At 64.8% G+C, this 23,139-nt stretch carries 23 protein-coding genes; 5 read left to right on the top strand and 18 right to left on the bottom strand.

Features of this window, described 5'->3' with window-relative positions:
* The first annotated feature begins 38 nt into the window (after positions 1 to 38).
* From M1D87_RS23460 to M1D87_RS23450, 3 genes are all read left to right on the top strand, one after another.
* Positions 39 to 827 (top strand): AraC family transcriptional regulator, encoded by a 789-nt coding sequence (locus M1D87_RS23460; RefSeq protein WP_123084741.1) that lies wholly within the window; start codon positions 39 to 41, stop codon positions 825 to 827.
* A 62-nt stretch (positions 828 to 889) separates the two neighbouring features.
* On the top strand, positions 890 to 1,177 hold the full coding sequence (locus M1D87_RS23455) for a PsiF family protein (protein ID WP_003258250.1): 288 nt from the start codon (positions 890 to 892) through the stop codon (positions 1,175 to 1,177).
* A gap of 71 nt (positions 1,178 to 1,248) precedes the next feature.
* Positions 1,249 to 2,256: an AI-2E family transporter gene (locus M1D87_RS23450; protein WP_015271976.1), complete on the top strand. Its 1,008-nt coding sequence runs from the start codon at positions 1,249 to 1,251 to the stop codon at positions 2,254 to 2,256.
* 133 nt (positions 2,257 to 2,389) lie between these two features.
* Here the strand turns inward: M1D87_RS23450 and M1D87_RS23445 are convergent, their stop codons facing one another.
* On the bottom strand, positions 2,390 to 3,661 hold the full coding sequence (locus M1D87_RS23445) for an Hsp70 family protein (protein WP_013974398.1): 1,272 nt from the start codon (positions 3,659 to 3,661) through the stop codon (positions 2,390 to 2,392).
* A 164-nt stretch (positions 3,662 to 3,825) separates the two neighbouring features.
* On the opposite strand from M1D87_RS23445, the gene cbpA reads away from it, so the two are divergent.
* Both cbpA and M1D87_RS23435 read left to right on the top strand, forming a co-directional pair.
* Positions 3,826 to 4,779 (top strand): curved DNA-binding protein, encoded by a 954-nt coding sequence (cbpA, locus tag M1D87_RS23440; RefSeq protein WP_013974397.1) that lies wholly within the window; start codon positions 3,826 to 3,828, stop codon positions 4,777 to 4,779.
* 2 nt (positions 4,780 to 4,781) lie between these two features.
* Positions 4,782 to 5,087, top strand: a complete 306-nt coding sequence (locus tag M1D87_RS23435) for a chaperone modulator CbpM (RefSeq protein WP_015271974.1) — start codon at positions 4,782 to 4,784, stop codon at positions 5,085 to 5,087.
* A gap of 126 nt (positions 5,088 to 5,213) precedes the next feature.
* On the opposite strand, the gene M1D87_RS23430 is transcribed toward M1D87_RS23435, so the two are convergent.
* The 17 genes from M1D87_RS23430 to cbiE all read right to left on the bottom strand — a co-directional run bounded on the left by M1D87_RS23430 (position 5,214) and on the right by cbiE (position 22,983).
* Positions 5,214 to 5,729 carry a GNAT family N-acetyltransferase gene (locus tag M1D87_RS23430; protein ID WP_123084740.1) on the bottom strand — a complete coding sequence of 172 codons (516 nt, stop codon included), beginning with the start codon at positions 5,727 to 5,729 and terminating at the stop codon, positions 5,214 to 5,216.
* A 31-nt stretch (positions 5,730 to 5,760) separates the two neighbouring features.
* Entirely contained in the window at positions 5,761 to 6,459 is a 699-nt protein-coding gene (gene urtE / locus M1D87_RS23425; RefSeq protein ID WP_123084739.1) for an urea ABC transporter ATP-binding subunit UrtE, read from the bottom strand.
* 137 nt (positions 6,460 to 6,596) lie between these two features.
* On the bottom strand, positions 6,597 to 7,454 hold the full coding sequence (gene urtD, locus M1D87_RS23420; RefSeq protein WP_421091549.1) for an urea ABC transporter ATP-binding protein UrtD: 858 nt from the start codon (positions 7,452 to 7,454) through the stop codon (positions 6,597 to 6,599).
* The gene (urtC, locus tag M1D87_RS23415) at positions 7,451 to 8,530 is read right to left on the bottom strand and encodes an urea ABC transporter permease subunit UrtC (RefSeq protein WP_025340800.1); all 1,080 of its coding nucleotides are present in this window, start codon (positions 8,528 to 8,530) and stop codon (positions 7,451 to 7,453) included. Before urtC ends, urtD begins: the two co-directional genes overlap by 4 nt.
* A complete protein-coding gene (gene urtB, locus M1D87_RS23410; protein WP_123084738.1) occupies positions 8,530 to 10,017 on the bottom strand; it encodes an urea ABC transporter permease subunit UrtB in 1,488 nt (495 codons plus the stop codon). Before urtB ends, urtC begins: the two co-directional genes overlap by 1 nt.
* 140 nt (positions 10,018 to 10,157) lie before the next feature.
* Positions 10,158 to 11,423 (bottom strand): urea ABC transporter substrate-binding protein, encoded by a 1,266-nt coding sequence (urtA, locus tag M1D87_RS23405; protein ID WP_123084737.1) that lies wholly within the window; start codon positions 11,421 to 11,423, stop codon positions 10,158 to 10,160.
* A gap of 186 nt (positions 11,424 to 11,609) precedes the next feature.
* Positions 11,610 to 13,016, bottom strand: a complete 1,407-nt coding sequence (cycA, locus tag M1D87_RS23400) for a D-serine/D-alanine/glycine transporter (protein WP_123084736.1) — start codon at positions 13,014 to 13,016, stop codon at positions 11,610 to 11,612.
* 237 nt (positions 13,017 to 13,253) lie between these two features.
* Positions 13,254 to 14,621 (bottom strand): PepSY-associated TM helix domain-containing protein, encoded by a 1,368-nt coding sequence (locus M1D87_RS23395; RefSeq protein ID WP_123084735.1) that lies wholly within the window; start codon positions 14,619 to 14,621, stop codon positions 13,254 to 13,256.
* A gap of 58 nt (positions 14,622 to 14,679) precedes the next feature.
* A complete protein-coding gene (locus M1D87_RS23390; RefSeq protein ID WP_123084734.1) occupies positions 14,680 to 16,731 on the bottom strand; it encodes a TonB-dependent copper receptor in 2,052 nt (683 codons plus the stop codon).
* Positions 16,732 to 16,799: 68 nt separating this feature from the next.
* A complete protein-coding gene (locus M1D87_RS23385; protein WP_061550627.1) occupies positions 16,800 to 17,231 on the bottom strand; it encodes a DUF2946 domain-containing protein in 432 nt (143 codons plus the stop codon).
* 23 nt (positions 17,232 to 17,254) lie between these two features.
* On the bottom strand, positions 17,255 to 17,740 hold the full coding sequence (locus M1D87_RS23380; protein WP_003257539.1) for a copper chaperone PCu(A)C: 486 nt from the start codon (positions 17,738 to 17,740) through the stop codon (positions 17,255 to 17,257).
* A 47-nt stretch (positions 17,741 to 17,787) separates the two neighbouring features.
* On the bottom strand, positions 17,788 to 18,177 hold the full coding sequence (locus M1D87_RS23375; protein WP_024087799.1) for a DUF2946 domain-containing protein: 390 nt from the start codon (positions 18,175 to 18,177) through the stop codon (positions 17,788 to 17,790).
* Positions 18,178 to 18,390: 213 nt separating this feature from the next.
* Positions 18,391 to 19,245 (bottom strand): SPFH domain-containing protein, encoded by an 855-nt coding sequence (locus M1D87_RS23370; protein WP_085720933.1) that lies wholly within the window; start codon positions 19,243 to 19,245, stop codon positions 18,391 to 18,393.
* Between the two features lie 26 nt (positions 19,246 to 19,271).
* On the bottom strand, positions 19,272 to 19,709 hold the full coding sequence (locus tag M1D87_RS23365) for an NfeD family protein (protein ID WP_085720934.1): 438 nt from the start codon (positions 19,707 to 19,709) through the stop codon (positions 19,272 to 19,274).
* A 253-nt stretch (positions 19,710 to 19,962) separates the two neighbouring features.
* Complete coding sequence (locus tag M1D87_RS23360) at positions 19,963 to 20,688, bottom strand: cobalt-precorrin-6A reductase (RefSeq protein ID WP_123084733.1); 726 nt, start codon at positions 20,686 to 20,688, stop codon at positions 19,963 to 19,965.
* Complete coding sequence (locus M1D87_RS23355) at positions 20,685 to 21,779, bottom strand: cobalt-precorrin-5B (C(1))-methyltransferase (protein ID WP_013974382.1); 1,095 nt, start codon at positions 21,777 to 21,779, stop codon at positions 20,685 to 20,687. The genes M1D87_RS23360 and M1D87_RS23355 overlap by 4 nt, the downstream gene beginning before the upstream one ends.
* A complete protein-coding gene (cbiE, locus tag M1D87_RS23350) occupies positions 21,772 to 22,983 on the bottom strand; it encodes a precorrin-6y C5,15-methyltransferase (decarboxylating) subunit CbiE (protein WP_232880739.1) in 1,212 nt (403 codons plus the stop codon). The genes M1D87_RS23355 and cbiE overlap by 8 nt, the downstream gene beginning before the upstream one ends.
* Between the last annotated feature and the right edge of the window lie 156 nt (positions 22,984 to 23,139).

Raw genomic sequence — 23,139 nt, 5'->3', positions numbered from 1 at the left:
ACTCCTATCCAGACAACCCACCCCGCAAAGCAGACAGCATGCCGCGCAAATACCTCGATATTCCCCAGTTCACCCGGCTCCCGGCCCCGGTGTACTTCCGCCACGACGAGTTCGGTGCCGACACCCGCAGCGCCCTGCATCGCCACGCCTGGGGCCAGCTCAACTACACCGCCCACGGCGTGATGCACCTGGAGGTAGCTGGCCAGCACTTCCTGTCGCCGCCGCAATACGCCGTTTGGGTGCCGCCCGACACCGAGCATGGCTGTTACAACCCGCAGGCCATCGTCTACCGTTCGGTCTACCTGGACCGCAGCCTGTGCGCCGCACTGCCGCAGCAACCGTGCAGCCTGATGATCAGCGACATCCTCAAGGCCATCCTCGCCGACTTCGCCCGGCGCGACCTGCGGGTGGCCGAGAGCGAGCGCGACCAGCGCCTGGCGCAGGTGCTGCTCGACCAGCTGCTGCTGGCGCCAACTCAGGCTTGCTACCTGCCGTTTGCCCACAGCGAGGGCTTGCGCCAGGTGCTCGATGCCCTTGGTGCCGAGCCGGGCGACAACCGCCCGCTGGGCGAATGGGCCGCCCAGATTCATGTCAGCGAACGTACTTTGGCCCGGCAGTTCCTGCGCGAGCTGGGCATCAGTTTTGGTGAATGGCGGCTGCGCCTGCGCTTTTTGCGCGCCATCGAGGCGCTTGAAGCCGGCCAGCCGATCCAGGCCATCGCCTTCGACCTCGGCTACAGCAGCGCCTCGGCGTTCATCGCCATGTTCCAGCGCCAGGCCCAGTGCACGCCCGAGCAATACCGTCGCCAGGCACGGGCAGGGCGTTGAGAATTCTTGGCTACACTCAGCTCGACCCCCGTGCATCGGGCGCGGAGCCAAGGAGATACTCCATGAAAGTGCTGCAAATCCCCTTACTGGTATTGGCGGTGTTGTTCAGCGCACAAGGCTTCGCCGCCAATACCGCGCAGCAGGAAAAGATGAAAACCTGCAACGCCGACGCCACCGCCAAGGCCCTCAAGGGCGATGAGCGCAAAGCCTTCATGAGCACCTGCCTGAAGAAGGATGTGCCACAAACCCAGCAAGAGAAGATGAAAACCTGCAACGCCGACGCCACCACCAAGGCCCTCAAGGGTGACGAACGCAAAGCGTTCATGAGCGACTGCCTGAAGAAGAAATGACCTGCGCCTATGCCTGCAGACGTAAGGCTGGCAGACTGCGGGTCTTTCCCGTTGTCTGCCGTTGAGGCTGTATGACCTTCACCCCCCGCCAGGTCACCCTGGCCAGCTGGATCATCGTATTTGCCGGCCTGTTGCTGGCGTTGCCCCTGAAATTGCTGCCAAGCCTGCTGGCCGGCCTGCTGGTGTTCGAGCTGGTCAACATGCTCACGCCGCGGCTGCAGCCGCTGCTCGCCGGGCAGCGCGCCCGCTGGCTGGCTGTGGCGCTGCTAGGCACGCTGGTAGTCAGTACCCTGACCCTGCTGTTTGCCGGTGCCTTCAGCTTTTTGCTGCACGAGGCGGAAAACCCCGGGGCCTCGCTGGACAAGTTCATGGCCCTGGTGGAGCGCGCCCGTAGCCAGCTGCCGCCGTTCATCGAAGGCTACCTGCCGGCCAGTGCGGCGGAGTTCAAGGTGGCCATCGGTGACTGGATCAAGAGCCACCTGAGCGACCTGCAGCTGGTGGGCAAGGGTATGGCGCACATGTTCGTCACCTTGTTGATCGGCATGATCCTCGGTGCCATCGTCGCCTTGCAGCGCATCCCCGACATATCCCGGCGCAAGCCGCTGGCAGCGGCGCTGTTCGAGCGCCTGAGCCTGCTGGTGAAGGCGTTTCGCAATATCGTCTTCGCGCAGATCAAGATTTCGCTGCTCAACACTACGTTCACGGGTATCTTCCTGGCCGTGGTGCTGCCGATGTTCGACGTGCACCTGCCGCTGACCAAGACGCTGATCGTGCTGACCTTCCTGCTGGGCCTGCTGCCGGTGATCGGCAACCTGATGTCGAATACCCTGATCACTATCGTCGGCCTGTCGCTGTCGATCTGGGTGGCGGCGGCGGCGCTGGGTTACCTGATCGTCATCCACAAGGTCGAGTACTTCCTCAACGCGCGGATCGTGGGCGGGCAGATCAGTGCCAAGTCTTGGGAACTGCTGCTGGCGATGCTGGTGTTCGAAGCGGCATTCGGGCTGCCTGGGGTGGTGGCGGGGCCGATCTACTATGCCTACCTGAAGAGTGAGCTGAAGCGGGCCGAACTGGTCTGATTCTTTGTTGACCACTACCGGCCTCTTCGCGGGTAAACCCGCTCCCACAGGACGCCACTTCTCTCAAGACTTGCGGGGACCCTGTGGGAGCGGGGTTACCCGCGAAGAGGCCGGCACAGGTGAAAGGGATGGCTCAGGCTACGCCGTAGCGCTTGCGCGCCTCGATGGCCAACCCGCTACCAATGCTGCCAAAGATGTTGCCTTCCACATGACGCGCATTCGGCAGCATCGCCGACACGCTGTTGCGCAGCGCCGGAATCCCGCTGGAACCGCCGGTGAAGAACACCGTATCGACCTGGGTCTCGCTCACTCCAGCCTTGGCCAGCAGTTCGCTCACGCTACCACGCACCCGCTCCAGCAACCCTTCGATAGCCCCCTCGAACAGCGCTCGGGACAGGTCCACGCCCAGATCGCGCTCGATGCGGCCTAGGTCGACGTGGCGGCTCTGCTGTTCGGTCAGCTCGATCTTGCTGGCCTCCACTTCCATCGCCAACCAGTGGCCGGCACGCTCTTCGATCAGTTTGAACAGGCGGTCGATGCCCAACGTGTCCTCGATGTCATAGCGCATGCTGCCCAGCGCCAGCTGCGACTTCTGCGAGTACAGGGCGTTGATGGTGTGCCAGGTGGCGAGATTGAGGTGATAGCTGGTCGGCATCAGCGCGCCGCTCTTCATGCGGCTGCCGTAGCCGAACAGCGGCATCACGCCCTGCAGGCTCAGCTGCTTGTCGAAGTCGGTACCGCCAATGTGCACACCGCCGGTGGCGAGGATGTCGCTCTGGCGCTCGGCGACCAGGTGGCGCTCGGGCGACAGGCGGATCAGGGTGAAGTCCGAGGTACCACCGCCGATGTCGACGATCAGCACCAGTTCTTCGCGGCTAATGCTCGACTCGTAGTCGAAGGCCGCGGCAATCGGCTCGTACTGGAAGGACACATCCTTGAAGCCGATCTTGCGCGCCACTTCGGCCAGGGTGTCCTCGGCCTCCTGGTCGGCGGCCGGGTCTTCGTCGACGAAGAACACCGGACGGCCCAGCACCACCTGCTCGAACTCCCGTCCAGCAGCGGCCTCGGCGCGTTTTTTCAGCTCGCCGATGAACATGCCCAGCAGGTCCTTGAACGGCAGGGCGCTGCCCAGCACGCTGGTATCGTGCTTGATCAGCTTGGAGCCCAGCAGGCTTTTCAGCGAACGCATCAGGCGGCCTTCGTAGCCTTCCAGGTACTCGTGCAGTGCCAGGCGGCCATATACCGGGCGACGCTCCTCGATGTTGAAGAACACCACCGAGGGCAACGTGATCTTGCCGTCTTCCAGGGCAATCAGCGACTCGGCGCCTGGGCGGTGCCAGCCGACCGTGGAGTTGGAGGTGCCAAAGTCGATGCCCAGGGCGCGGGCCGGGGATACGTCAGACATGGGAAATGAGCTTCCGGAGGCAAAACGGCCGCGCAGTGTATGCCAGTTGGCTACAGAATCAAGACCGATCGTCTGCCATGGAGCAACCCCAAGCTGGTCTTGAAAGGCTATGCTTGACCCCTATCTTCTCTTGCAACACGCACATTCACATTGGTGATCCATAGATGGACTTCAAAGACTATTACAAGATACTCGGCGTAGAGCCCGCGGCGGACGAAAAGGCGATCAAGGCCGCGTACCGCAAGCTGGCGCGCAAGTATCACCCCGATGTCAGCAAGGAGCGCGACGCCGAGGAAAAATTCAAGGAGGCCAACGAGGCCTACGAAGTGCTGGGCGACGCGCAGAAACGTGCCGAGTACGATGAAATCCGCAAGTACGGTGGCCAGCATGGCCGGCCGTTCCAGGCGCCACCGGGCTGGGAGAACCGTGGCGGTGGTGGCGGCTTCGAAGGCGGCGATTTCTCCGACTTTTTCAGCTCGATCTTTGGTGGCCGGGGGGGCAACCCGTTCGGTGGTGCCCGGCAGCAGCAACGCAGCGCCGGCAGGCGGGGGCAGGACGTGGAGCTAGAACTGGCGGTATTCCTTGAAGAGACCCTGAGCAAGGAGTCCAAGCAGATCAGCTTCCAGGTGCCGCAGACCAATGCCATGGGCCAGCGCACCGGCTTCACTACCAAGACCCTGAACGTGAAGATCCCGGCCGGTGTGACCGACGGCGAGCGCATCCGCCTCAAGGGCCAGGGCGCGCCGGGCAGTGGTGGCGGGGCCAATGGCGACCTGTTCCTGACCATTCGCATGGCACCGCACCCGCTGTTCGATGTCGAAGGTCATGACCTGATCATCACCGTGCCGCTGGCACCGTGGGAGGCAGCACTGGGCGCCAAGGTGGCCGTGCCGACCCTGGACGGCAAGATCAACCTCACCATCCGCCCCGACAGCCAGAGCGGCCAGCGCCTGCGCGTACCGGGCAAGGGCCTGGCCAACAAGAGTGGCGAGCGTGGCAACCTTTACGCGCAACTGAAAGTGGTCATGCCGCCAGCATCCGACGAGTCTGCCCGCGAACTGTGGACCAAGCTTTCCGAGAAGGCTGCGTTCAACCCGAGGACACAATGGAGTAAGTGATCATGAGCAGCACCCTGATCGTTCAACTGGACATGCGTACCTTGTGTCAGGAGGCCGATCTCACGGCTGACTGCGTGATCGAAATCGTCGAGCACGGCATTGTCGAACCTTCCGGGCGAACGCCGGAGGACTGGTTGTTCGACGATCAGGCGCCGTTGCTGGCCAAACGCGCGGCGAAGCTGCATCAGGAGCTGGAACTGGAGTGGGAAGGGGTGGCGCTGGCGCTGGAGTTATTGCAGGAAGTGCGGCAGCTGCGCAGCGAGAACAGCATGCTGAGGCAGCGGTTGGGCAGGTTTACCCAGATGTGAGGTTTGCAGGCCCGGCCTCTTCGCGGGTGAACCCGCTCCCACAGGGATCGCACGATTTCTGAGATGTGTGCAGTACCTGTGGGAGCGGGTTTACCCGCGAAGAGGCCAGTACAGGCAAAATCGAATTCAGCTTGGTTCTGCACCCGGGTTCAGCACCAGCTGCATGAAGGTCAAGTCCAGCCACCGGCCAAACTTCACCCCCACCTGCGGCATCTGCCCGGTTACCACGAAGCCCAGCCGCTCGTGCAGGCGCACCGACGCTGCATTGCCGCTCTCGATGGCCGCCACCATGACATGCTTGCCACACTCGCGCGCACGCTCGACCAGCGCTGCCATCAGCACCGGCCCCAGCCCCTTGCCACGCTGGTCGCCGCGGATATACACCGAATGCTCAACGGTAAGGCGAAAGCCCTCGAACGGCCGCCAGTCGCCAAACGACGCATAGCCCAGCACACCGCTCCCATCCACCGCCACCAGGATCGGGTAGCCCTGCTGCGCCCGTGCGGCGAACCAGGCCAGGCGGTTGGCCAAATCCACCGGGGTTTCGTTCCAGATCGCCGTGGTGTTGCGCACCGCGTCGTTGTAGATGTCGAGGATGCCCGGCACGTCGGTAGGCAGGGCGTCGCGGATTTCATGACTCATGACAGCGTCTCGCAGGGTCGTTGCTTGCAGATTAAATGGTTACCAGCCCACGCACACCCTCGGCTTGCATGTTTTCGCCACGGCCCCGCTGGATGATCTCGCCACGGGCCATCACCAGGTACTGGTCGGCCAGCTCCTCGGCGAAGTCGTAGAACTGTTCCACCAGCAGGATGGCCATGTCGCCACGCTCGGCCAGGCGGCGGATGACTGCGGCTATCTCCTTGATCACCGAAGGCTGGATGCCCTCGGTGGGCTCGTCGAGGATCAGCAGGCGCGGGCGGCAGGCCAAGGCGCGGCCGATGGCCAGCTGTTGCTGCTGGCCGCCGGACAGGTCACCGCCACGGCGTTGTTTCATCTGCTCCAGCACGGGGAACAGTTCGTAGATGAAGGGCGGTACCTCCCGAGCTTCACGGGCGGGGAAGCGCGACAGGCCCATCAGCAGGTTTTCCTCGACAGTGAGGCGGGGGAAGATCTCGCGGCCCTGGGGCACGTAGGCGATGCCGGCGTGGACCCGTTGCTGGGGCTTGAGGCTGGTGATCGGCTTGCCTTCCCATTCGATGCTTCCGTCGCGGGCGGGTACCAGCCCCATCAGGCAGCGCAGCAGGGTGGTCTTGCCCACGCCGTTGCGGCCCAGCAGGCAGGTGACTTCGCCGACCTTGGCTTCGAAGGACAGGCCCCGGAGGATGTGGCTGCCGCCGTAATACTGGTGCAGGGTGTCGATCTTGAGCATGTGTGTATTCCTGAAATTGTTGCTGTGCCTGTGCCGGCCCTTTCGCGGGTAAACCCGCTCCCACAAGGACCGCGCAGCTCTTCAGGCCTGTGTGGGAGCGGGTTTACCCGCGAAGAGGCCGGCACAGGTTTCAATGTCTAGCGGCCCAGATACACCTCGACCACCCGCTCATCCGCCTGCACCTGCTCCAGCGACCCTTCCGCCAGCACGCTGCCCTGGTGCAGCACGGTCACATGGTCGGCAATGCTGCCGACAAACCCCATGTCGTGCTCCACCACCATCAGCGAATGCTTGCCAGCCAGCCCCTTGAACAGCTCGGCGGTGAACTCGGTCTCGGCATCGGTCATGCCCGCTACCGGCTCGTCCAACAACAGCAGTTGCGGCTCCTGCACCAGCAGCATGCCGATCTCCAGGAACTGCTTCTGCCCATGCGACAGCAAGCCCGCCTGGCGCTGGGCCAGCGGCAGCAGGCGCAAGGTGCCCAACACCTCCTCGATGCGCTGGCGCTGCTCCCCACCCAGGCGCGCTGCCAGGCTGGCCCATACCGACTTGTCGGTCTTCAGCGCCAGCTCCAGGTTTTCGAACACCGTCAGCGCCTCGAACACCGTGGGCTTCTGGAACTTGCGGCCTATGCCGGCCTGGGCGATCTGGTATTCGCTCATGCGGGTCAGGTCGAGGGTGTCGCCAAAATAGGCCGTACCGGTGTCGGGCCTGGTCTTGCCAGTGATCACATCCATCATCGTGGTCTTGCCGGCACCGTTGGGGCCGATGATGCAACGCAGCTCGCCCACGCCGATGTACAGGTTCAGCGCGTTCAGTGCCTTGAAGCCATCGAAGCTGACGCTGATGTCTTCCAGGCTCAGCACCGTACCGTGGCGGGTGTCGAGGCCGGTCTTGCGGCTTTGGCCCACGCCGATGGCGTCGCGGCTGGCGCCGAGGTTGTCGAACACCGGTTCGAGCATGAATTCCGGGTGTACCGGGGGCACGCCTCTCATGGCTGGCTCCTTTTCTTCAACAGGCCGACCACGCCCTTGGGCAGGTACAGAGTGACGAGGATGAACAACGCGCCGAGGAAGAACAGCCAGAACTCCGGGAAGGCCACGGTGAACCAGCTTTTCATGCCATTGACCAGGCCGGCGCCGAGCAGCGGGCCGATCAAGGTGCCGCGCCCCCCCAGGGCCACCCACACGGCGGCTTCGATGGAGTTGGTCGGCGACATCTCGCTGGGGTTGATGATGCCCACCTGCGGTACGTACAGCGCACCGGCCAGGCCGCACAGTACGGCGCTTAACACCCACACCAGCAGCTTGAAACCGCGTGGGTCGTAGCCACAGAACATCAGGCGGTTCTCGGCGTCGCGCACGGCGGTGAGCAAACGGCCGAACTTGCTGCGGGTGAGGCGCCAGCACAGGTACAGGCTGGCCAGCAGCAGGCCGACGGTGAGCAGGAACAGCACCGCGCGGGTGCCTTGGGCGGCGATGTCGAAGCCAAGGATGGTGCGGAAGCTGGTAAAGCCGTTGTTGCCGCCAAAGCCGGTTTCGTTGCGGAAGAACAGCAACATGCCGGCGAAGGTCAGCGCCTGGGTCATGATCGAGAAGTACACGCCCTTGATCCGCGAGCGGAAGGCGAACCAGCCGAACACCAGCGCCAGCAGCCCGGGCGCCAGCACCACCAGGCACAGGGCCCAGGCGAAATGCTGGGTGCCAGCCCAGTACCACGGCAGCTCGCTCCACGACAGGAAGGTCATGAACCCTGGCAGGCCGTCACCCGCGGCCTGGCGCATCAGGTACATGCCCATGGCGTAGCCACCGAGGGCGAAGAACAGCCCGTGGCCCAGCGACAGCAGCCCGGCGTAGCCCCAGACTAGGTCCAGGGCCAGCGCGACGATGGCGTAGCAGAGGATCTTGCCGACCAGGGTCAGGGTGTAGGCCGACACTTGCAGGGCATGGTCCGCCGGCAGCAGCGACAGCAGCGGCAGGGCAACCAGCAACAGGACGACGACGGCGCCGATGGCCAGGGTCAGGCGTGGCCCGGCCTTTTGCGTAGCGGTGACAAGCAGTGGCTGGTTCATCAGTCGATTACCCGTCCCTTGAGGGCGAACAGGCCTTGCGGGCGCTTCTGGATGAACAGAATGATCAACGCAAGGATGAGGATCTTGCCGAGCACGGCGCCGATCTGCGGCTCCAGCAGCTTGTTGGCGATGCCAAGGCCGAAGGCTGCCCACAGGCTGCCGGCCAATTGGCCGACGCCGCCGAGCACCACCACCAGGAACGAGTCGATGATGTAGCTCTGGCCCAGGTCCGGGCCGACGTTGCCGACCTGGCTCAGGGCAACGCCACCAAGCCCGGCGATGCCCGAGCCGAGGCCGAAGGCGAGCATGTCGACGCGCCCGGTGGACACGCCGCAGCAGGCGGCCATGTTGCGGTTCTGGGTGACCGCGCGCACGTTCAGGCCCAGCCGCGTGCGGTTGAGCAGCAGCCAGGTGAGCAGTACCACGGCCAGGGCGAAGCCGATGATCACCAGGCGGTTGTATGGCAGTACCAGATTGGGCAGCAGCTGGATGCCCCCCGACAGCCAGGCCGGGTTGCTGACTTCTACGTTCTGCGCGCCGAACAGCAGGCGGATGGCCTGGATCAGGATCAGGCTGATGCCCCAGGTCGCCAGCAGGGTTTCCAGAGGGCGGCCATACAGGTGGCGGATTACCGTGCGCTCCAACGCCATGCCGACGCCGGCACTGACGGTGAAGGCCACCGGCAGGGCGATCAGTGGGTAGAACTCGATGGCGCCGGGGGCGTAGCGCTGCAGCAGTACCTGGACCATGTAGGTGCTATAGGCGCCGAGCATCAGCATTTCGCCGTGGGCCATGTTGATCACCCCGAGCAGGCCGAAGGTGATGGCCAGGCCAAGGGCTGCCAGCAGCAGGATCGAGCCCAGCGACAGGCCGCTGAAGGCCTGGCCGAGCAGTTCGCCGGCCAGCAGCTTGCGCTGCACCTGGGCCAGGCTGGTTTCGGCGGCGGTGCGCACGCCCGGGTCGGTTTCCGCGTTGGGTTGCAGCAAGGCTTCGAGGCGGGTGCGGGCCAGCGGGTCACCGGTTTCGCCGAGCAGGCGAACGGCGGCCAGGCGTACTGCCGGCTCACTGGCGCCCAGTTGCAGGTTGGCCAGGGCAAGGCCGAGGGCGGCGTGCACGGCGGCATCCGGTTCGCTGGCGAAGCGCCGGTCGAGGAAAGCCATTTGCGCCGGTTGCGCGCTTTTCTGTAGTTGTTGGGCAGCGGCCAGGCGGATGTCGCTGTTGTCGCTGAGCAACTGGTGGCTAGCCAAGGCATTGTCGATCAGGCCACGCAGGCGGTTGTTCATGCGTACCTTGCGCGTGTCGTCGGCGGCGATGCGGCCCTGGCGCAGGTTGTCCAGCAGCGCCAGGCGCGCGGTATCGGGCTGTGCGGCCCAGCCTTCGAGCAGGCGGGCTTGCTCGGCGGGCTTGGCAGCGAGGAAGAATTCGCCCTCGCTGGCCTGGGTTGCCAAGGGCATCAGCAGGAGAAGAGTTAGCAGGAGTCTAAGCATGCGAGCAATCCTGGAATACAGCGGTGGATTCTTCGCGGGTAAACCCGCTCCCACAGGGACCGCACAGGTTTCGAACCTTGCATCGAACCTGTGGGAGCGGGTTCACCCGCGAATGGGCCGCAAGGCGGCCCTAACGGCTCTCAGTTACCTTTCACGGCGTAATCAGGGCGCTTGTCGTTGCCGGGAATGAACGGGCTCCATGGCTGCGCCCGCAGCGGTTGCTCGGTCTCCCACACCACGCTGAACTGCCCGTCATCCTGGATCTCGCCGATCATCACCGGCTTGTGCAGGTGGTGGTTGGTCTTGTCCATGGTCAGGGTGAAGCCGGACGGCGCCTCGAAACTTTGCCCGGCCAGTGCCTCGCGCACCTTGTCGACATCGGTGGACTTGGCTTTCTCCACCGCCTGCGCCCACATGTGGATGCCCACGTAGGTGGCCTCCATCGGGTCGTTGGTCACCGCCTTGTCGGCGCCTGGCAGGCCCTTGGCCTTGGCGTAGGCCTTCCAGTCGGCGACGAACTTCTGGTTGACCGGGTTATCCACAGACTCGAAGTAGTTCCACGCCGCCAGATGGCCCACCAGCGGCTTGGTGTCGATGCCGCGCAGTTCTTCTTCGCCCACCGAGAACGCCACCACCGGCACGTCGGTGGCCTTCAGGCCCTGGTTGGCCAGCTCCTTGTAGAACGGCACGTTGGAGTCGCCGTTGACCGTGGAGATGACGGCGGTCTTGCCTCCGGCGGAGAACTTCTTGATGTTGGCGACGATGGTCTGGTAATCGCTGTGGCCGAACGGCGTGTACACCTCTTCGATGTCCTTGTCGGCCACGCCCTTGCTGTGCAGGAAGGCACGCAGGATCTTGTTGGTGGTGCGCGGGTAGACGTAGTCGGTGCCCAGCAGGAAGAAGCGCTTGGCGCTGCCGCCGTCCTCGCTCATCAGGTACTCAACGGCCGGGATGGCCTGCTGGTTGGGCGCGGCGCCGGTGTAGAACACGTTCGGCGACATCTCTTCACCCTCGTACTGCACCGGGTAGAACAGCAGGCCGTTGAGCTCTTCGAACACTGGCAGCACCGATTTGCGCGACACCGAGGTCCAGCAGCCGAACACCACTGCCACCTTGTCCTGGGTCAGCAGCTGGCGGCTTTTTTCAGCAAACAGCGGCCAGTTGGAGGCCGGGTCGACCACCACCGGTTCGAGCATCTTGCCGTTCACGCCGCCCTTGGCGTTGATCTCGTCGATGGTCATCAAGGCCATGTCCTTGAGCGAAGTCTCGGAAATGGCCATGGTCCCCGACAGCGAATGCAGGATGCCGACCTTGATGGTTTCGGCGGCCTGGATGCTCCAGCTCAGGCCCATTGCGGCAATCGATGCGCTAAGGGTGAAGGCCTTGATCAGACTGCGTCGCTTCATGTGCTCTCTCCGCTGAGTTTTTATGTGTTGGGCAAGCGGGGAGGGGTGTTGCAAGGGGTGTGCCTAACGGCGGAAGGTGCGCAATAGAGGGGTTGTGCGAGGTGTTGGGGCGTTGGTTGGATCCAGGTTGGTGCCTGATGGATTTGTGTGCACAGGATTGGGGCTGCAGAGCAGCCCCCAGGGTCATCAGCCGTTACGCACTGCCGTGCGCGGATGGCGCTTGCTACGCACCCCCTGATAGGTCACCGCCAGCAGCACGAACCAGATCGGCGTCACCAGCAACGCCGCGCGGGTATCGTCCTCCAGGCTCAGCAACACCAGGATGAAAGCAAAGAACACCAGGCATACGTAGCACATGAAGCGCCCGCCCGGCATCTTGTACTTCGACGCCTGGTGCAGTGCCGCGCGGTTTTTGCGGTACTGCAGGTACGACAGCAGGATCAGCGTCCAGACGAACATGAACAGCACCGCCGAAACGGTGGTGACCAAGGTGAATGCCTCGACCACGTTCGGCACCAAATAGATCAGCACTGCACCCAGCAGCAGGCAGGTGCAGGAGAAATACAGGCCGTTGGCAGGTACCGAGCGGCTCGACAGTTTCTCGAATGCCTTGGGTGCGTCACCCTCCTGGCTCAGGCCGTAGAGCATGCGGCTGGTGGAGAACACGCCGCTGTTGGCCGACGAAGCCGCCGAGGTCAGCACCACGAAGTTGATGATGCTCGCCGCCGCTGGCAAGCCGGCTAGCACGAACAACTCCACGAAAGGGCTCTTGCCCGGCACCACGTCGCGCCATGGGGTCACGGCCATGATCGCGATCAGCGCCAGCACATAGAACACGATGATGCGTACCGGGATCGAGTTGATCGCCCGTGGCAGGGTGCGTTCCGGGTTCTTCGCTTCGGCGGCGGTTGTACCCACCAACTCGATGCCGACGAAAGCGAACACGGCGATCTGGAAGCCGGCGAAGAAGCCCATCAGGCCATTGGGGAACATGCCGCCGTCATTCCACAGGTTGGCCAGTTGCGCGGTGCGCCCGCTGGGCGAGGTGAAGCCGGTGATGACCATGTACAGGCCGGTGGCGACCAGGCCGATGATGGCGACGATCTTGATCAGGGCGAACCAGAACTCCATTTCACCGAACATCTTCACCGTCACCAGATTCAGCGACAGCAGCAGCCCTACGCAGGTCAGCGCCGGTATCCACTGCGGCAGTTCGGGGAACCAGAACTGCGTATAGGCCGCGATCGCGACCACGTCGGCGATGCCGGTGACCACCCAGCAGAACCAGTAGGTCCAGCCGGTGAAGTAGCCTGCCCAGGGGCCGAGCAGGTCGGCGGAAAAATCGATGAACGACTTGTAGTTGAGGTTCGACAGCAGCAGTTCGCCCATGGCGCGCATGACGAAGAACAGCATGAAGCCGATGATCATGTAGACGAAGATGATCGACGGCCCGGCCAGGCTGATGGTCTTGCCCGAGCCCATGAACAGGCCGGTACCGATTGCGCCGCCAATGGCGATCAGCTGGATGTGGCGGTTGGTCAGGTTGCGCTGCAGATGCTGTTCATCTGGCGCTGTGGGTGAGGTTTGCGTCATAGGCTGCATTCCGTTGGACGGTCGGTCGTCTTGTCAGAGGTAGCCGGCTAGGCTAACACGCGCGTTCCAGTTCGGGGCGCGACAGATCGACTCGACTTTTGGGTAGCAGTCTCATGCCTGTGCCGGCCTCTTCGCGGGTGAACCCGCTCCTACAGGGACCGCGCTGCCCTCAGGCCTGGCGCAGAACCTGTGGGAGCGGCTTTACCCGCGAAAGGGCCGGCACAGACAAAGCAAGGCTCAAGCGCTGGCCAGCACCCGGCCGCGCCTGACCACCAGGCTATCCACCAGCCACATCACCACCATCGACACCCCCACCAGCGGGAACATCAACCCCAGCACCAGCATCACCCCCACCGCCGCCTTCCAGCGCGGCAGGTCATGGCGCAGCGGCGGCACGCCCAGCCCGCCGGCCGGCCTGCGCTTCCACCACATCACCAGCCCGCTCACCGAGCCCAGCAGGATCATCAGGCACACCAGCAGGATGATGATCTGGTTGAGCGCCCCGAACATCTTGCCTTCATGCAGCATCACGCCCAGTTCGGTAGCGCGCGCCACCGGGCTGTAGTCCTGCCAGCGCACATCGGCCAGCACCTTGCCGGTGTACTGGTCGACATGCAGGGTGGCGTCGTTGCGTGGGTCGTCGGCGAACACCGCAATGGTGAACACGCCATCGGCCGTGGTCGGCGCGGTAATGCTGTAACCCGGCTCGACCTGGCGCGCGGTTGCGATGTCTTCGACTTGCTGCAGGCTTACCTGTGGCGCTGCGGGCGCGCTCGACGTCATGTGATGCCCGGCATGTTCGGCGTGTGCACCGGACTGTGGCATCGGCGTGTTTTCCATCGCCCACGGCACGGTCTGGCGGTGTGCGCTGTTGAGTTCACCCGCCTGCTGGTCCGATTTGGGCACGTCGTTCCACATGGCCGCCGGAAAGCGGTTCCACAAGTCGGCGTACTGCTTGCCCCACAGGCCGGTCCAGGTCATGCCGCTGAGCAGCATCAGCAACAACAAGGCCGAGCCCCAGAAACCGGTCACCGCATGCAGGTCGCGCCAGAACATTCGGCCGCGTGCCGAGAGCCGTGGCCACAGCACGCCAGCGCCATTGCGCCCGCGTGGCCACCACAAGTACAGGCCCGACACCACCAGCACGATGCCCCAGCCCGCGGCCAGTTCTACCAGGCGGTCACCGATCGTGCCGACCATCAGTTCGCCATGCAGGGCGCGGGCGATGGCCTGCAGGTTCTGCTTGCCATCCTGTACGCCAAGGACTTTGCCGCTGTAGGGGTCGACGAAAACGTTCAGTTCGCGCCCGGCGTCATGTACCACGAATTGCGCGCTTCGCTCGGCGTCCAGCGGCGGCAGGTACTGGCCAACGTGGCCCTCGGGGTAGGCCTTGCGCACTTCGGCCAGAATCGTGTCCGCGCCCTGTCGGTGGTGGCCGGCTTCGACCACCATCAGCTCGCGGTACAGCAGCGGGTCGAGCTGCGGCTTGAACAGGTAGATGATCCCGGTGATTGCCAGCAGGATCATGAACGGGGCCACGAACAGCCCCGCATAGAAGTGCCAACGCCAGGCCAGGTTGTAGAAGTTGATGCGTGTTCCTCTCATGGGAACCTCCTGTTTGACCAGCAGATGGGCGCGACCTGCGCCGCGCCCGTTGTTGTTGTCAGAAGCTGAAGTCGACCTTGGTCCAGAAGGTCCTGCCTGGCTCGTTGACCGGCTGTGGATCGCTAGCCGGGTAGCCGAACCCGGCGTTCCCGGCCAGGTTCAAGTGCTCGGCGTAGGTTTTGTCGAACAGGTTGTCGACCCCTGCGCTGAGCTTGAGGTGGTTGCTTACCTTGTAGGCGCCATTGAGCGAGAACACGCCGAAGCCCGCGCTGTTGTCGTAGTCCTTGCCGACCACGTTGCCCTGGTTCTCGGCGATGCGGTTCTGCGCCGCCACCAGCCGCCACAGTGCGCCGACGCTCCATGCATCGCGGCTGTAGGTCAGGCCCAGGCGGCTTTCCAGAGGCGGCATTTGCGGCAGTGCTGTGCCGTCACTGCTGTTCTTGCCCCAGGCGTAGGCCAGCGTGGCGTCGGCCTTCCAGTTTTCCGTCAGCTGGTAGGCCGCGCCCAGTTCGCCGCCCATGATGCGGGCGTCGATGTTGCGAGCCTGGGAGCTCATTCCCTGGTAGTCGAACAGGATGTAGTCACGGATCTGCCCGATGTAGCCAGACGCCCAGGCTTCCATGCGCTCGTCGCGGTACTGGACACCGAAGTCGAGCTGGGTGGTCTTCTCTGGTTTGATACCGTCGAAAGCATTGGCCGCACCGGGTGGTGCCAGCTTGGGCGAGAACAGCTCCCAGTAGTCGGGGAAACGCTGGGCATGACCAAGGCCGATGTACGTGGTGGCCGGGATGGCTGCCAGGTCGTGCTCGTAGCGGACGAAACCGCTGGGCAGGGTATCGGCGCGGGTGTCGCCGTTGGTGGCGCTGGTTGCGCGGAAGTCGCGGGCCGAGGCGCGGTCCAGGCGGGCACCGGTAATCATGCGGTCCTCACCGCTGACGTACCAGGTCAGCTCGCCGAAGGCACCGTAGTTGTGGAAGTCGGCGTCCTTGGTCCAGGCCTGGCCCTTGTGCGCGTCCACACCCATGCCGCCGCGTTTGCGATGTTCGTTGGTCTGCGCGTCGATGCCGCCGATCAGTTGCACATCGGCCCAGCGCCAGGTGGCCTTGATGCGCGCGCCCATGGTGCGGCGGTCGACGTTGCTGACCATCGGCATGCCCATCATGCCGCTGCCCGAAGGCGTGCGCAGGCTGTAGTTGTCCATCACGTGGTCGGCGTAGTTGTAGTAGACCTGCGCCTCGACCTTGTCGAGCACCTCGCCGAGGTTGGACTTTTCAAACCGCAGGCCCAGGCTTTCGCGCTTGAACTGCGAGCCGTCCATGCCGCGCCCGGCATAGCGGGCCTCGCCATCGCCCTTGCCGGCGGTGAGTTCCAGCAAGGTGTCCTGGTCGGGCGTCCAGCCGAGGGCGACATCGCCGTTCCATTTGTCCCAGCGTGACGGCACGGTGTTGTCGCTGCCGTCATGGTAGTCGTCCGAGCGCGACTGGTTGCCGACGAAACGGGCGTAGCCCAGGTTGTTGCCGGCGGCGGCGTCCAGCACCTTGTCGAATCGGCCGTTGGAACCGGCCAGCAGGCTGGCGTTGACCCGGCTGCCGAGGGTGCCGAACTTCTCCGGCTCGCGCTCGAAGAGGATGGTGCCCGCCGAGCCGCCCGGGCCCCAGATCACGCTTTGCGGGCCTTTGATCACGGTCAGGCGGTCGTAGGTTTCCGGCGAAATATACGACGTGGGGGCATCCATGCGGTTGGGGCAGGCGCCCAGCATCAGGCCGCCATTGGTGAGGATGTTCAGGCGCGAGCCGAACATGCCGCGCAGTACAGGGTCGCCGTTGGTGCCGCCGGCGCGGATGGCCGAGAAGCCGGGGATGGTCTTCAGGTAGTCGGCGCCATCGCTGGCCGGCACCGGCTGGCGCGGGTCTTTCGGGTTGGTGACCACGGTCAGCGGCGAGCTCGGGGCCACGGCGGTGATCACCGTCGGGCTCAGCTCGGGGGCGTCGTGTGCATGGCCTTCATGGCCTGGGTCGGTGGCCAGGGCCACGGGCGCGAGCAGCGAGCCGCACACGGCGGCGATGGTCCCACGCAGGGACAAGGCAAAAACAGGGGTGCAGCCGGACATAATGATTCCAGTCGATCAGTCATGGGTCAGCGCGAAGCCTCCTGGCTCCGTGCGCAAAAAATGTGGGTTCAGACGTTGATCGAGGAAGGTGGGGCGCGGCTGCGCGCGCCGGGGAATACAGCCTGCCGGGCATGGCCCTGGCGCGTGGGTGCGAACAGGTGGGTGGTGGGTACGACGCTGCTGGCACTGAGCGGGCTGAGGGCCTGGGGCAGGGCCGGGCAGTTGAACAACAGGCTGCAGTAACCGCACTTTTCCCACATCACATGCAGCTGGCCATCGCCAGTCTGGCCGTGATGGGCGTCGCCGCCATGCTGATGGGCGGTGGCCATCGGCATGTCCATCGGCATGCTCATGCCGGCGTGGTGGTCCATCGGCATCGACTGGGAAATCAGCGGGCCGATGAAGATCATCCACATGGCGAACAGGCTCAGCCATCCGCCACCGGCGCGCCTGCGGTCAGGGCGGGTGGTACGGCTGATGCTGTTGCGCGGCAGGCTCATGACGAGTGCCTTTCAGCGGGTGATCAGTGCGCGTGTTCGTGGGCTTGCGGCTGGTCCGTCGGCGCCTGCTTCTGCACGGCCACATCGACGGTGATATCGCCGGCCTTTTCGAAGTGCAGGGTCAACGGGAAGCGCTTGCCGTCGCTGAGCAGGCTGCGGTCCTTGGGCTGCATCAGCATCACATGGTAGGCGCTGGGGGCGAAGGTCAGGTCCTTGCCGGCGGGCACCACCACGCTGGGTACCTGCTGCATCTTCATGGCACCGCTGGCGCTCATGGCATGCTCGTGCAGTTGTGCGTCATCGCTGATGGGGCTGTCGACACCGAGCAGGCGGTCGTCGGCCTGGCCATTGTTGTGCACCACGAAATACGCCGCGACGTTGGGGGCGTTGGGGGGCAGCTGCAGTGACCAGGGGTGGGCGATGTGCAGGTCACCCACGCTGTATTCATGGGCATTGGCAAAGGCGCCGGGCAGCAACAGGGCGGCCATGACGAGGGCGTGCTTGAGCATGGTGAATCTCCGTTTCTGTTCAGGTTCAGGCAGACAGCGTGATGAACTCAGGCCAGCGGAGAGGCACGGGGGTTGAGCGCCGGCCAGAGTTGGCGCGGCGTGGCGTGGTAGTCGGCGGGTGGCGGCAGCAGGCCGGCCAGCAGTATCGGCGGGTTGTGCAGCTGCGGCGGGTAGCCGGGCAAGGCCAGCAGTGGCGCGGCACCGGAGCAGCACCAGCAATTCATCATGCTGGCGCTGTCGTCGCTTTGCGGGCCGAGGTCGATCTTGGCCAGGGCCTGGACGTCGACCTTGGCCTTGTTGGCCATGCTGGAACAGAAGGCCCCCCACAGCAGCTGCTCGGCCGGGCCCTTGGGCGCGGCGGAAGACAGCGGCATGGCCAGCAGGTTGAACAGCACTGCAAGGCAGGCTATCCAGGCGATGTGCCGACGTGGGGGCATGGAGAGATCCGGTCAGGAATCGTGGTGGGTATTGTAAGGCGGAGTATAGGTAAAAATGGCGGGGTGCGGTGAAGTGACGCAGGCCGGGCCCTTCGAGGGGCAGCTTTGCAGCCCAATCGCCGGCAAGCCAGCTCCCACGGGGACCGCACAGATTTCAGGACCTGTGGTAAACCTGTGGGAGCTGGCTTGCCGGCGATGAAGATCAAAGTACCCTCAAGCCTTGTTGCGGCCCATCAACCCTCGCACGGTCTCCTGCAGGTCCGCCGGCAGCACCACCACCTTGGCATTGCTGCTGCCCGCCAGGTTCTCCATGGCCCCCACATAGCGCTCGCCCAACAGGTACATCGCCGGCACGGTCTCGTTGCCGACCGCGTCCTTGACCAGCGAAATCGCCCGTGCCGAGGCCTCGGCCAGGCTGATCTGCGCTTCGGCATCCAGCCTGGCAGCCTGCAAGCGTGCTTCTGCTTCCAGGATCGCCGCCTGCTTGGCCCCTTCGGCACGGGTCACATCGGCCTTTCGTTCACGCTCTGCTGCAGCTTGGCGCTCCATGGCCAGTTGCATGTTCTCCGAGGGTTTGATGTCCTGGATTTCCACCGAGCGTACGGTCACGCCCCAGTCTTCGGTCTGCTCGGACATCGCCTCGCGCAGGCGCGCCTTGATCTGCTCGCGGCTGGACAGCGCTTCGTCAAGGTCCATGGCGCCGACGATGGCGCGCAGCGAGGTCATGGTCAGGCTGGTGACGGCGAACGAGAAGTCCTGCACACCGTAGGAGGCTTTCTGCGGGTCGACCACCTTGGCGAAGCACAGGGCGTTGGCCACGATCACCGCGTTGTCCCTGGTGATGATTTCCTGCTGCTGTACATCGAGGATGATGTCCTTGGTCGGCAGGCGGTAGGCGACCACATCCATGTACGGGATGACGATGTTCAGGCCGGGCTTGAGCGTGCTGTGGTAGCGGCCCAGGCGCTCGACGATCCATTCCTCGCCCTGGGGCACGATGCGTACCCCCTTGAACACGGTGATCAGGACGAACAGGGCAATGGCGGCGACGACGATGAGGCTGGTCATGGTGCGAAATTCCTTTTAGTGCGGACTCAGGCCCGGATGACCCGGGCGATGTTCCCTTCGATGGCGGTCAGGCGTACCCGCTCGCCGGCCGCGATCTCGCTGTCGGCGATGCAGGTCCATTCCTCGTTGCCGAGGATAGGCTTCTGGAAGCGCACACGGCCTTTCTGGAACTCCGATACACCAGCAGTCAGCAGCCCCATTTCACCGATCACGCTTTCGGCGGTCCAGCGCACGTCTGGTTGCTTGCGCCGGAACAGCTTGAACCACAGTGCCGTGGTGACTGACGACATCAGCACCCACAGCAGCACCTGCATGTCCAGTTGCAGGCTGGGGGCGGCCAGTGAAATGAGCGACACCAGCACGGCGCCGATGCCGAACCAGAGGATGAAGAACGTCGGCAGGACCAGTTCGAGCAGGATCAGCGCGATGCCGAAGACCAGCCAGATCCACCATTGCATTTCCATATGGGTAGCGCCTTCCGGGGGGGAGTGCCGAGTTTAAGGTAGCAGTGCGGCACATGGCCACTTCATGGTTTGCAAGAAAAGTCCGAAATGGCTGTAGGAGCAACTGTCTTGTGCAAATACATGAAAGTTGCCGCGTCCCCTGTGGGAGCGGGTTCACCCGCGAACACCGGCGAAGCCGGTGCCATGCACCGCGTTGATTTCTTCGCGGGTAAACCCGCTCCCACAGGAATCTGCGGTGCGCTTGCGGAGTTTGTCATCCGCGCAGGTCGAGTGCTGCAGCCAGGTCGGCTGGCGAATCGAATGTCCGGTCCACATCCGGCAAAGCCGGTCGCTTCAGGATCAGCACAGGTATCCCCAGCTCCCGCGCCACCTCCAGCTTCGGTTCGGTCGCTACGCTGCCGCTGTTCTTGCTGATCAGCACATCGATCTTGCGGCGCTGGAACAACGCCCGCTCATCCTCGATATGGAACGGCCCGCGCGCGCCAATCACTTCGCAGCGATCGTTGCCAGGGCACGTTTCCAACGCACGCAAGGTCCAGAACTGCTCCAGCGGTATCTCGTCCAGATGTTGCAGCGGCTCACGCCCCAGCGTGAACAATGGCCTGCGAAACGGCTTGAGTGCCTCGATCAACCCCGCCCAGTCCTCGACCTCGCGCCAGTCGTCCCCCGCTTGTGTCTGCCAGGCCGGGCGGTGCAAGGCCCAGCACGGGATACCAGCCATGCGTGCGGCGTTGGCCGCATTGCGGCTGATCTGTGCGGCATAGGGATGGGTGGCGTCGATCAGCAACGTGATACCCGCCTCGAGCAGGTAGTCGGCCAGGCCCTCGGTGCCGCCAAAGCCGCCGACCCGAACCTGGCATTGCAGGTCCTGCGGCACCCGGCCGATGCCCGCCAGGCTGTAGACATGCTGTGGGCCCAGGCGGCGAGCGATGGCCAGGGCTTCGGTGACGCCGCCCAGCAGCAGGATGCGCCCGTTCATTGCACACCCGCCCGGCCGACGATGCCACCCTGGCGATCGATGGCGAACACCTCCACCTGCACCTGCGCCGGCACCACGCTGCGGGCGAAGGCCAGGGCGTGGGCGCACACCGCGTCACCCAAGGGAATGCCGGCTGCATGGGCCAGTGCCAGGGCCTGTTGGCTGGTGTTGGCAGTAATGATCGATGCCTGCAGCGCAGCGTCGGCGCCGATGTCCGCCGCCCAGCCGGCCAGTTGCGGCAGGTCGATGCTGGAATGACGGCTGTGCAGGTCCATGTGCCCGGCAGCCAGCTTGCTGATCTTGCCGAAACCGCCGCACAGGGTCAGGCGTGGCACCGGTACTTTGCGCAGGTGCTTGAGCACCGCACCGACGAAGTCGCCCATTTCGATCAGGGCTATTTCCGGCAGGCCATAGACGCGGCGCATGGTGTCTTCGCTGGCGTTGCCGGTGCATGCAGCGATATGCGTGTAGCCGTTGGTGTGGGCGACATCGATGCCTTGGTGGATCGAGGCAATGTAGGCCGCGCAGGAAAACGGCCGCACGATGCCGCTGGTGCCGAGGATCGACAGACCGCCGAGAATGCCCAGGCGCGGGTTCATGGTCTTCAGGGCCAGTTGCTCGCCGCCCTGCACATTGACCGTCACCTCGAAGCCGCCGGGATAGCTGCATTCGTCCGCCAGGCGTTGCAGGTGTTCGCTGATCATGCGCCGTGGCACCGGGTTGATGGCCGGCTCACCCACCGCCAGCACCAGCCCCGGGCGGGTCACGGTGCCGACGCCGGTGCCGGCGACAAAACGGATGCCAGGTTCGGCCAGCAGGCGAACCTGGCTATAGAGCAGGGCGCCGTGGGTCACGTCCGGGTCGTCGCCGGCGTCCTTGAGCGTGCCCGCTTCGGCACCTTGGCTGGTTAGGCGGCAGAACTCCAGGCGCATCTGCACCACCTTGCCCTTGGGCAGGGTGATGCTGACGGCGTCGTTGCTCTCGCCACCGAGCAGCAAGCGTGCTGCCGCCAGGCTGGTGGCAGTGGCGCAGCTGCCGGTGGTCAGGCCGCTGCGCAGGGGGGCGGGCTGTTCGCGGGTTTCTTCACGCATCGGCGGGTTTCACCACGTCCAGCAAGGTGATCGGCAGCGCCTGGCGCCAAGTGTCGAACGCGCCCAATGGCTGGGCATGGGCGACATGGATGCGGGTCAGCTCGCCGCCGTGGCGTTCACGGAAATGCGCCAGGGCCAGTTCGCTTTGCAGGGTCACCGCATTGGCTACCAGCCGGCCGCCGGGGCGCAGGTTTGCCCAGCACAGGTCGAGCACACCTTCGCGGGTGACGCCGCCACCGATGAAGACAGCATCCGGTTGCTCCAGGCCCTCCAGCGCCGCTGGTGCCTTGCCGCGGACCAGTTGCAGGCCGGGTACACCCAACGCATCGCGGTTGTGTTCGATGAAGCCCTGGCGGCCTTCGTCGGCCTCGATGGCCAAGGCGCGGCAGGCCGGGTGGGCGCGCATCCATTCGATGCCGATCGAGCCGCAGCCGGCGCCCACGTCCCACAGCAGTTCGCCGGGCTGTGGTGCCAGGCGGGCCAGGGTAATGGCGCGGACGTCGCGCTTGGTCAGCTGGCCGTCATGCCGGAAGGCGCTGTCCGGCAGCCCGGCCAGCCGGTGCAGGCGCGGCGCCTCGGGCGTGGCCAGGCACTCGATGGCTACCAGGTTGAGCGCGGCGACGTCGCTGTGCGGCCAGCCCTGGGCGGTGCCGGCCAACTCACGTTCGTCCACGCCACCCAAGTGTTCGAAGACTCGCAGGCGGCTTGGCCCGAAGCCCCGCTCGCGCAGTTGCGTGGCAATTGCTGCCGGGCTGTCGCCGTCGTTGCTCAGCACCAGCAGGCGCACACCGCTGTGCAGATGGGCATTGAGCGCTGCCAGGGGCCGAGCGACCAGCGATACCACCTGCACGTCCTGCAGTGGCCAGCCCAGGCGGGCGGCGGCCAGGGCGCAGGAGGAGGGCATCGACAGCACGCGTATTTCAGCGGCGGGCAGTTGGCGCGCCAGGCTGGCACCGACGCCGTAGAACATCGGGTCGCCGCTGGCCAGCACGCACACCGGCTGGCCGCGCAGGGCCAGGACCGGGGCCAGCGAGAACGGGCTTGGCCAGCCCAGCCGTTCGCCGGCCACGCAGCGTGGCAGCAAGGCCAGCTGGCGCGGGCTGCCGAAGATCCGCGCAGCGCCCAGCAGCGCGCGCCGGGCCTGCTTGCCCAGGCCGCTGAAGCCGTCTTCGCCGATACCTACTACTGTCAGCCAGGGTGCCATGTATTTCATTCCGCCATTTTTGGGGCCGCTGCGCGCCCCTTCGCGGGCTCGCCCGCTCCCACAGGTACAGCGCTGCCGTTGAGGGCAGCGGTGATTCTGTGGGAGCGGGCATGCCCGCGAAGAAGGCGACGCGGTCCTTAATTTCTACTCGATCGT

It is taken from the genome of Pseudomonas sp. SA233 (assembly GCF_054792385.1).
Note: the sequence above shows the minus strand (reverse complement) of the source record. Positions and strands in the feature narration are given on the sequence as shown.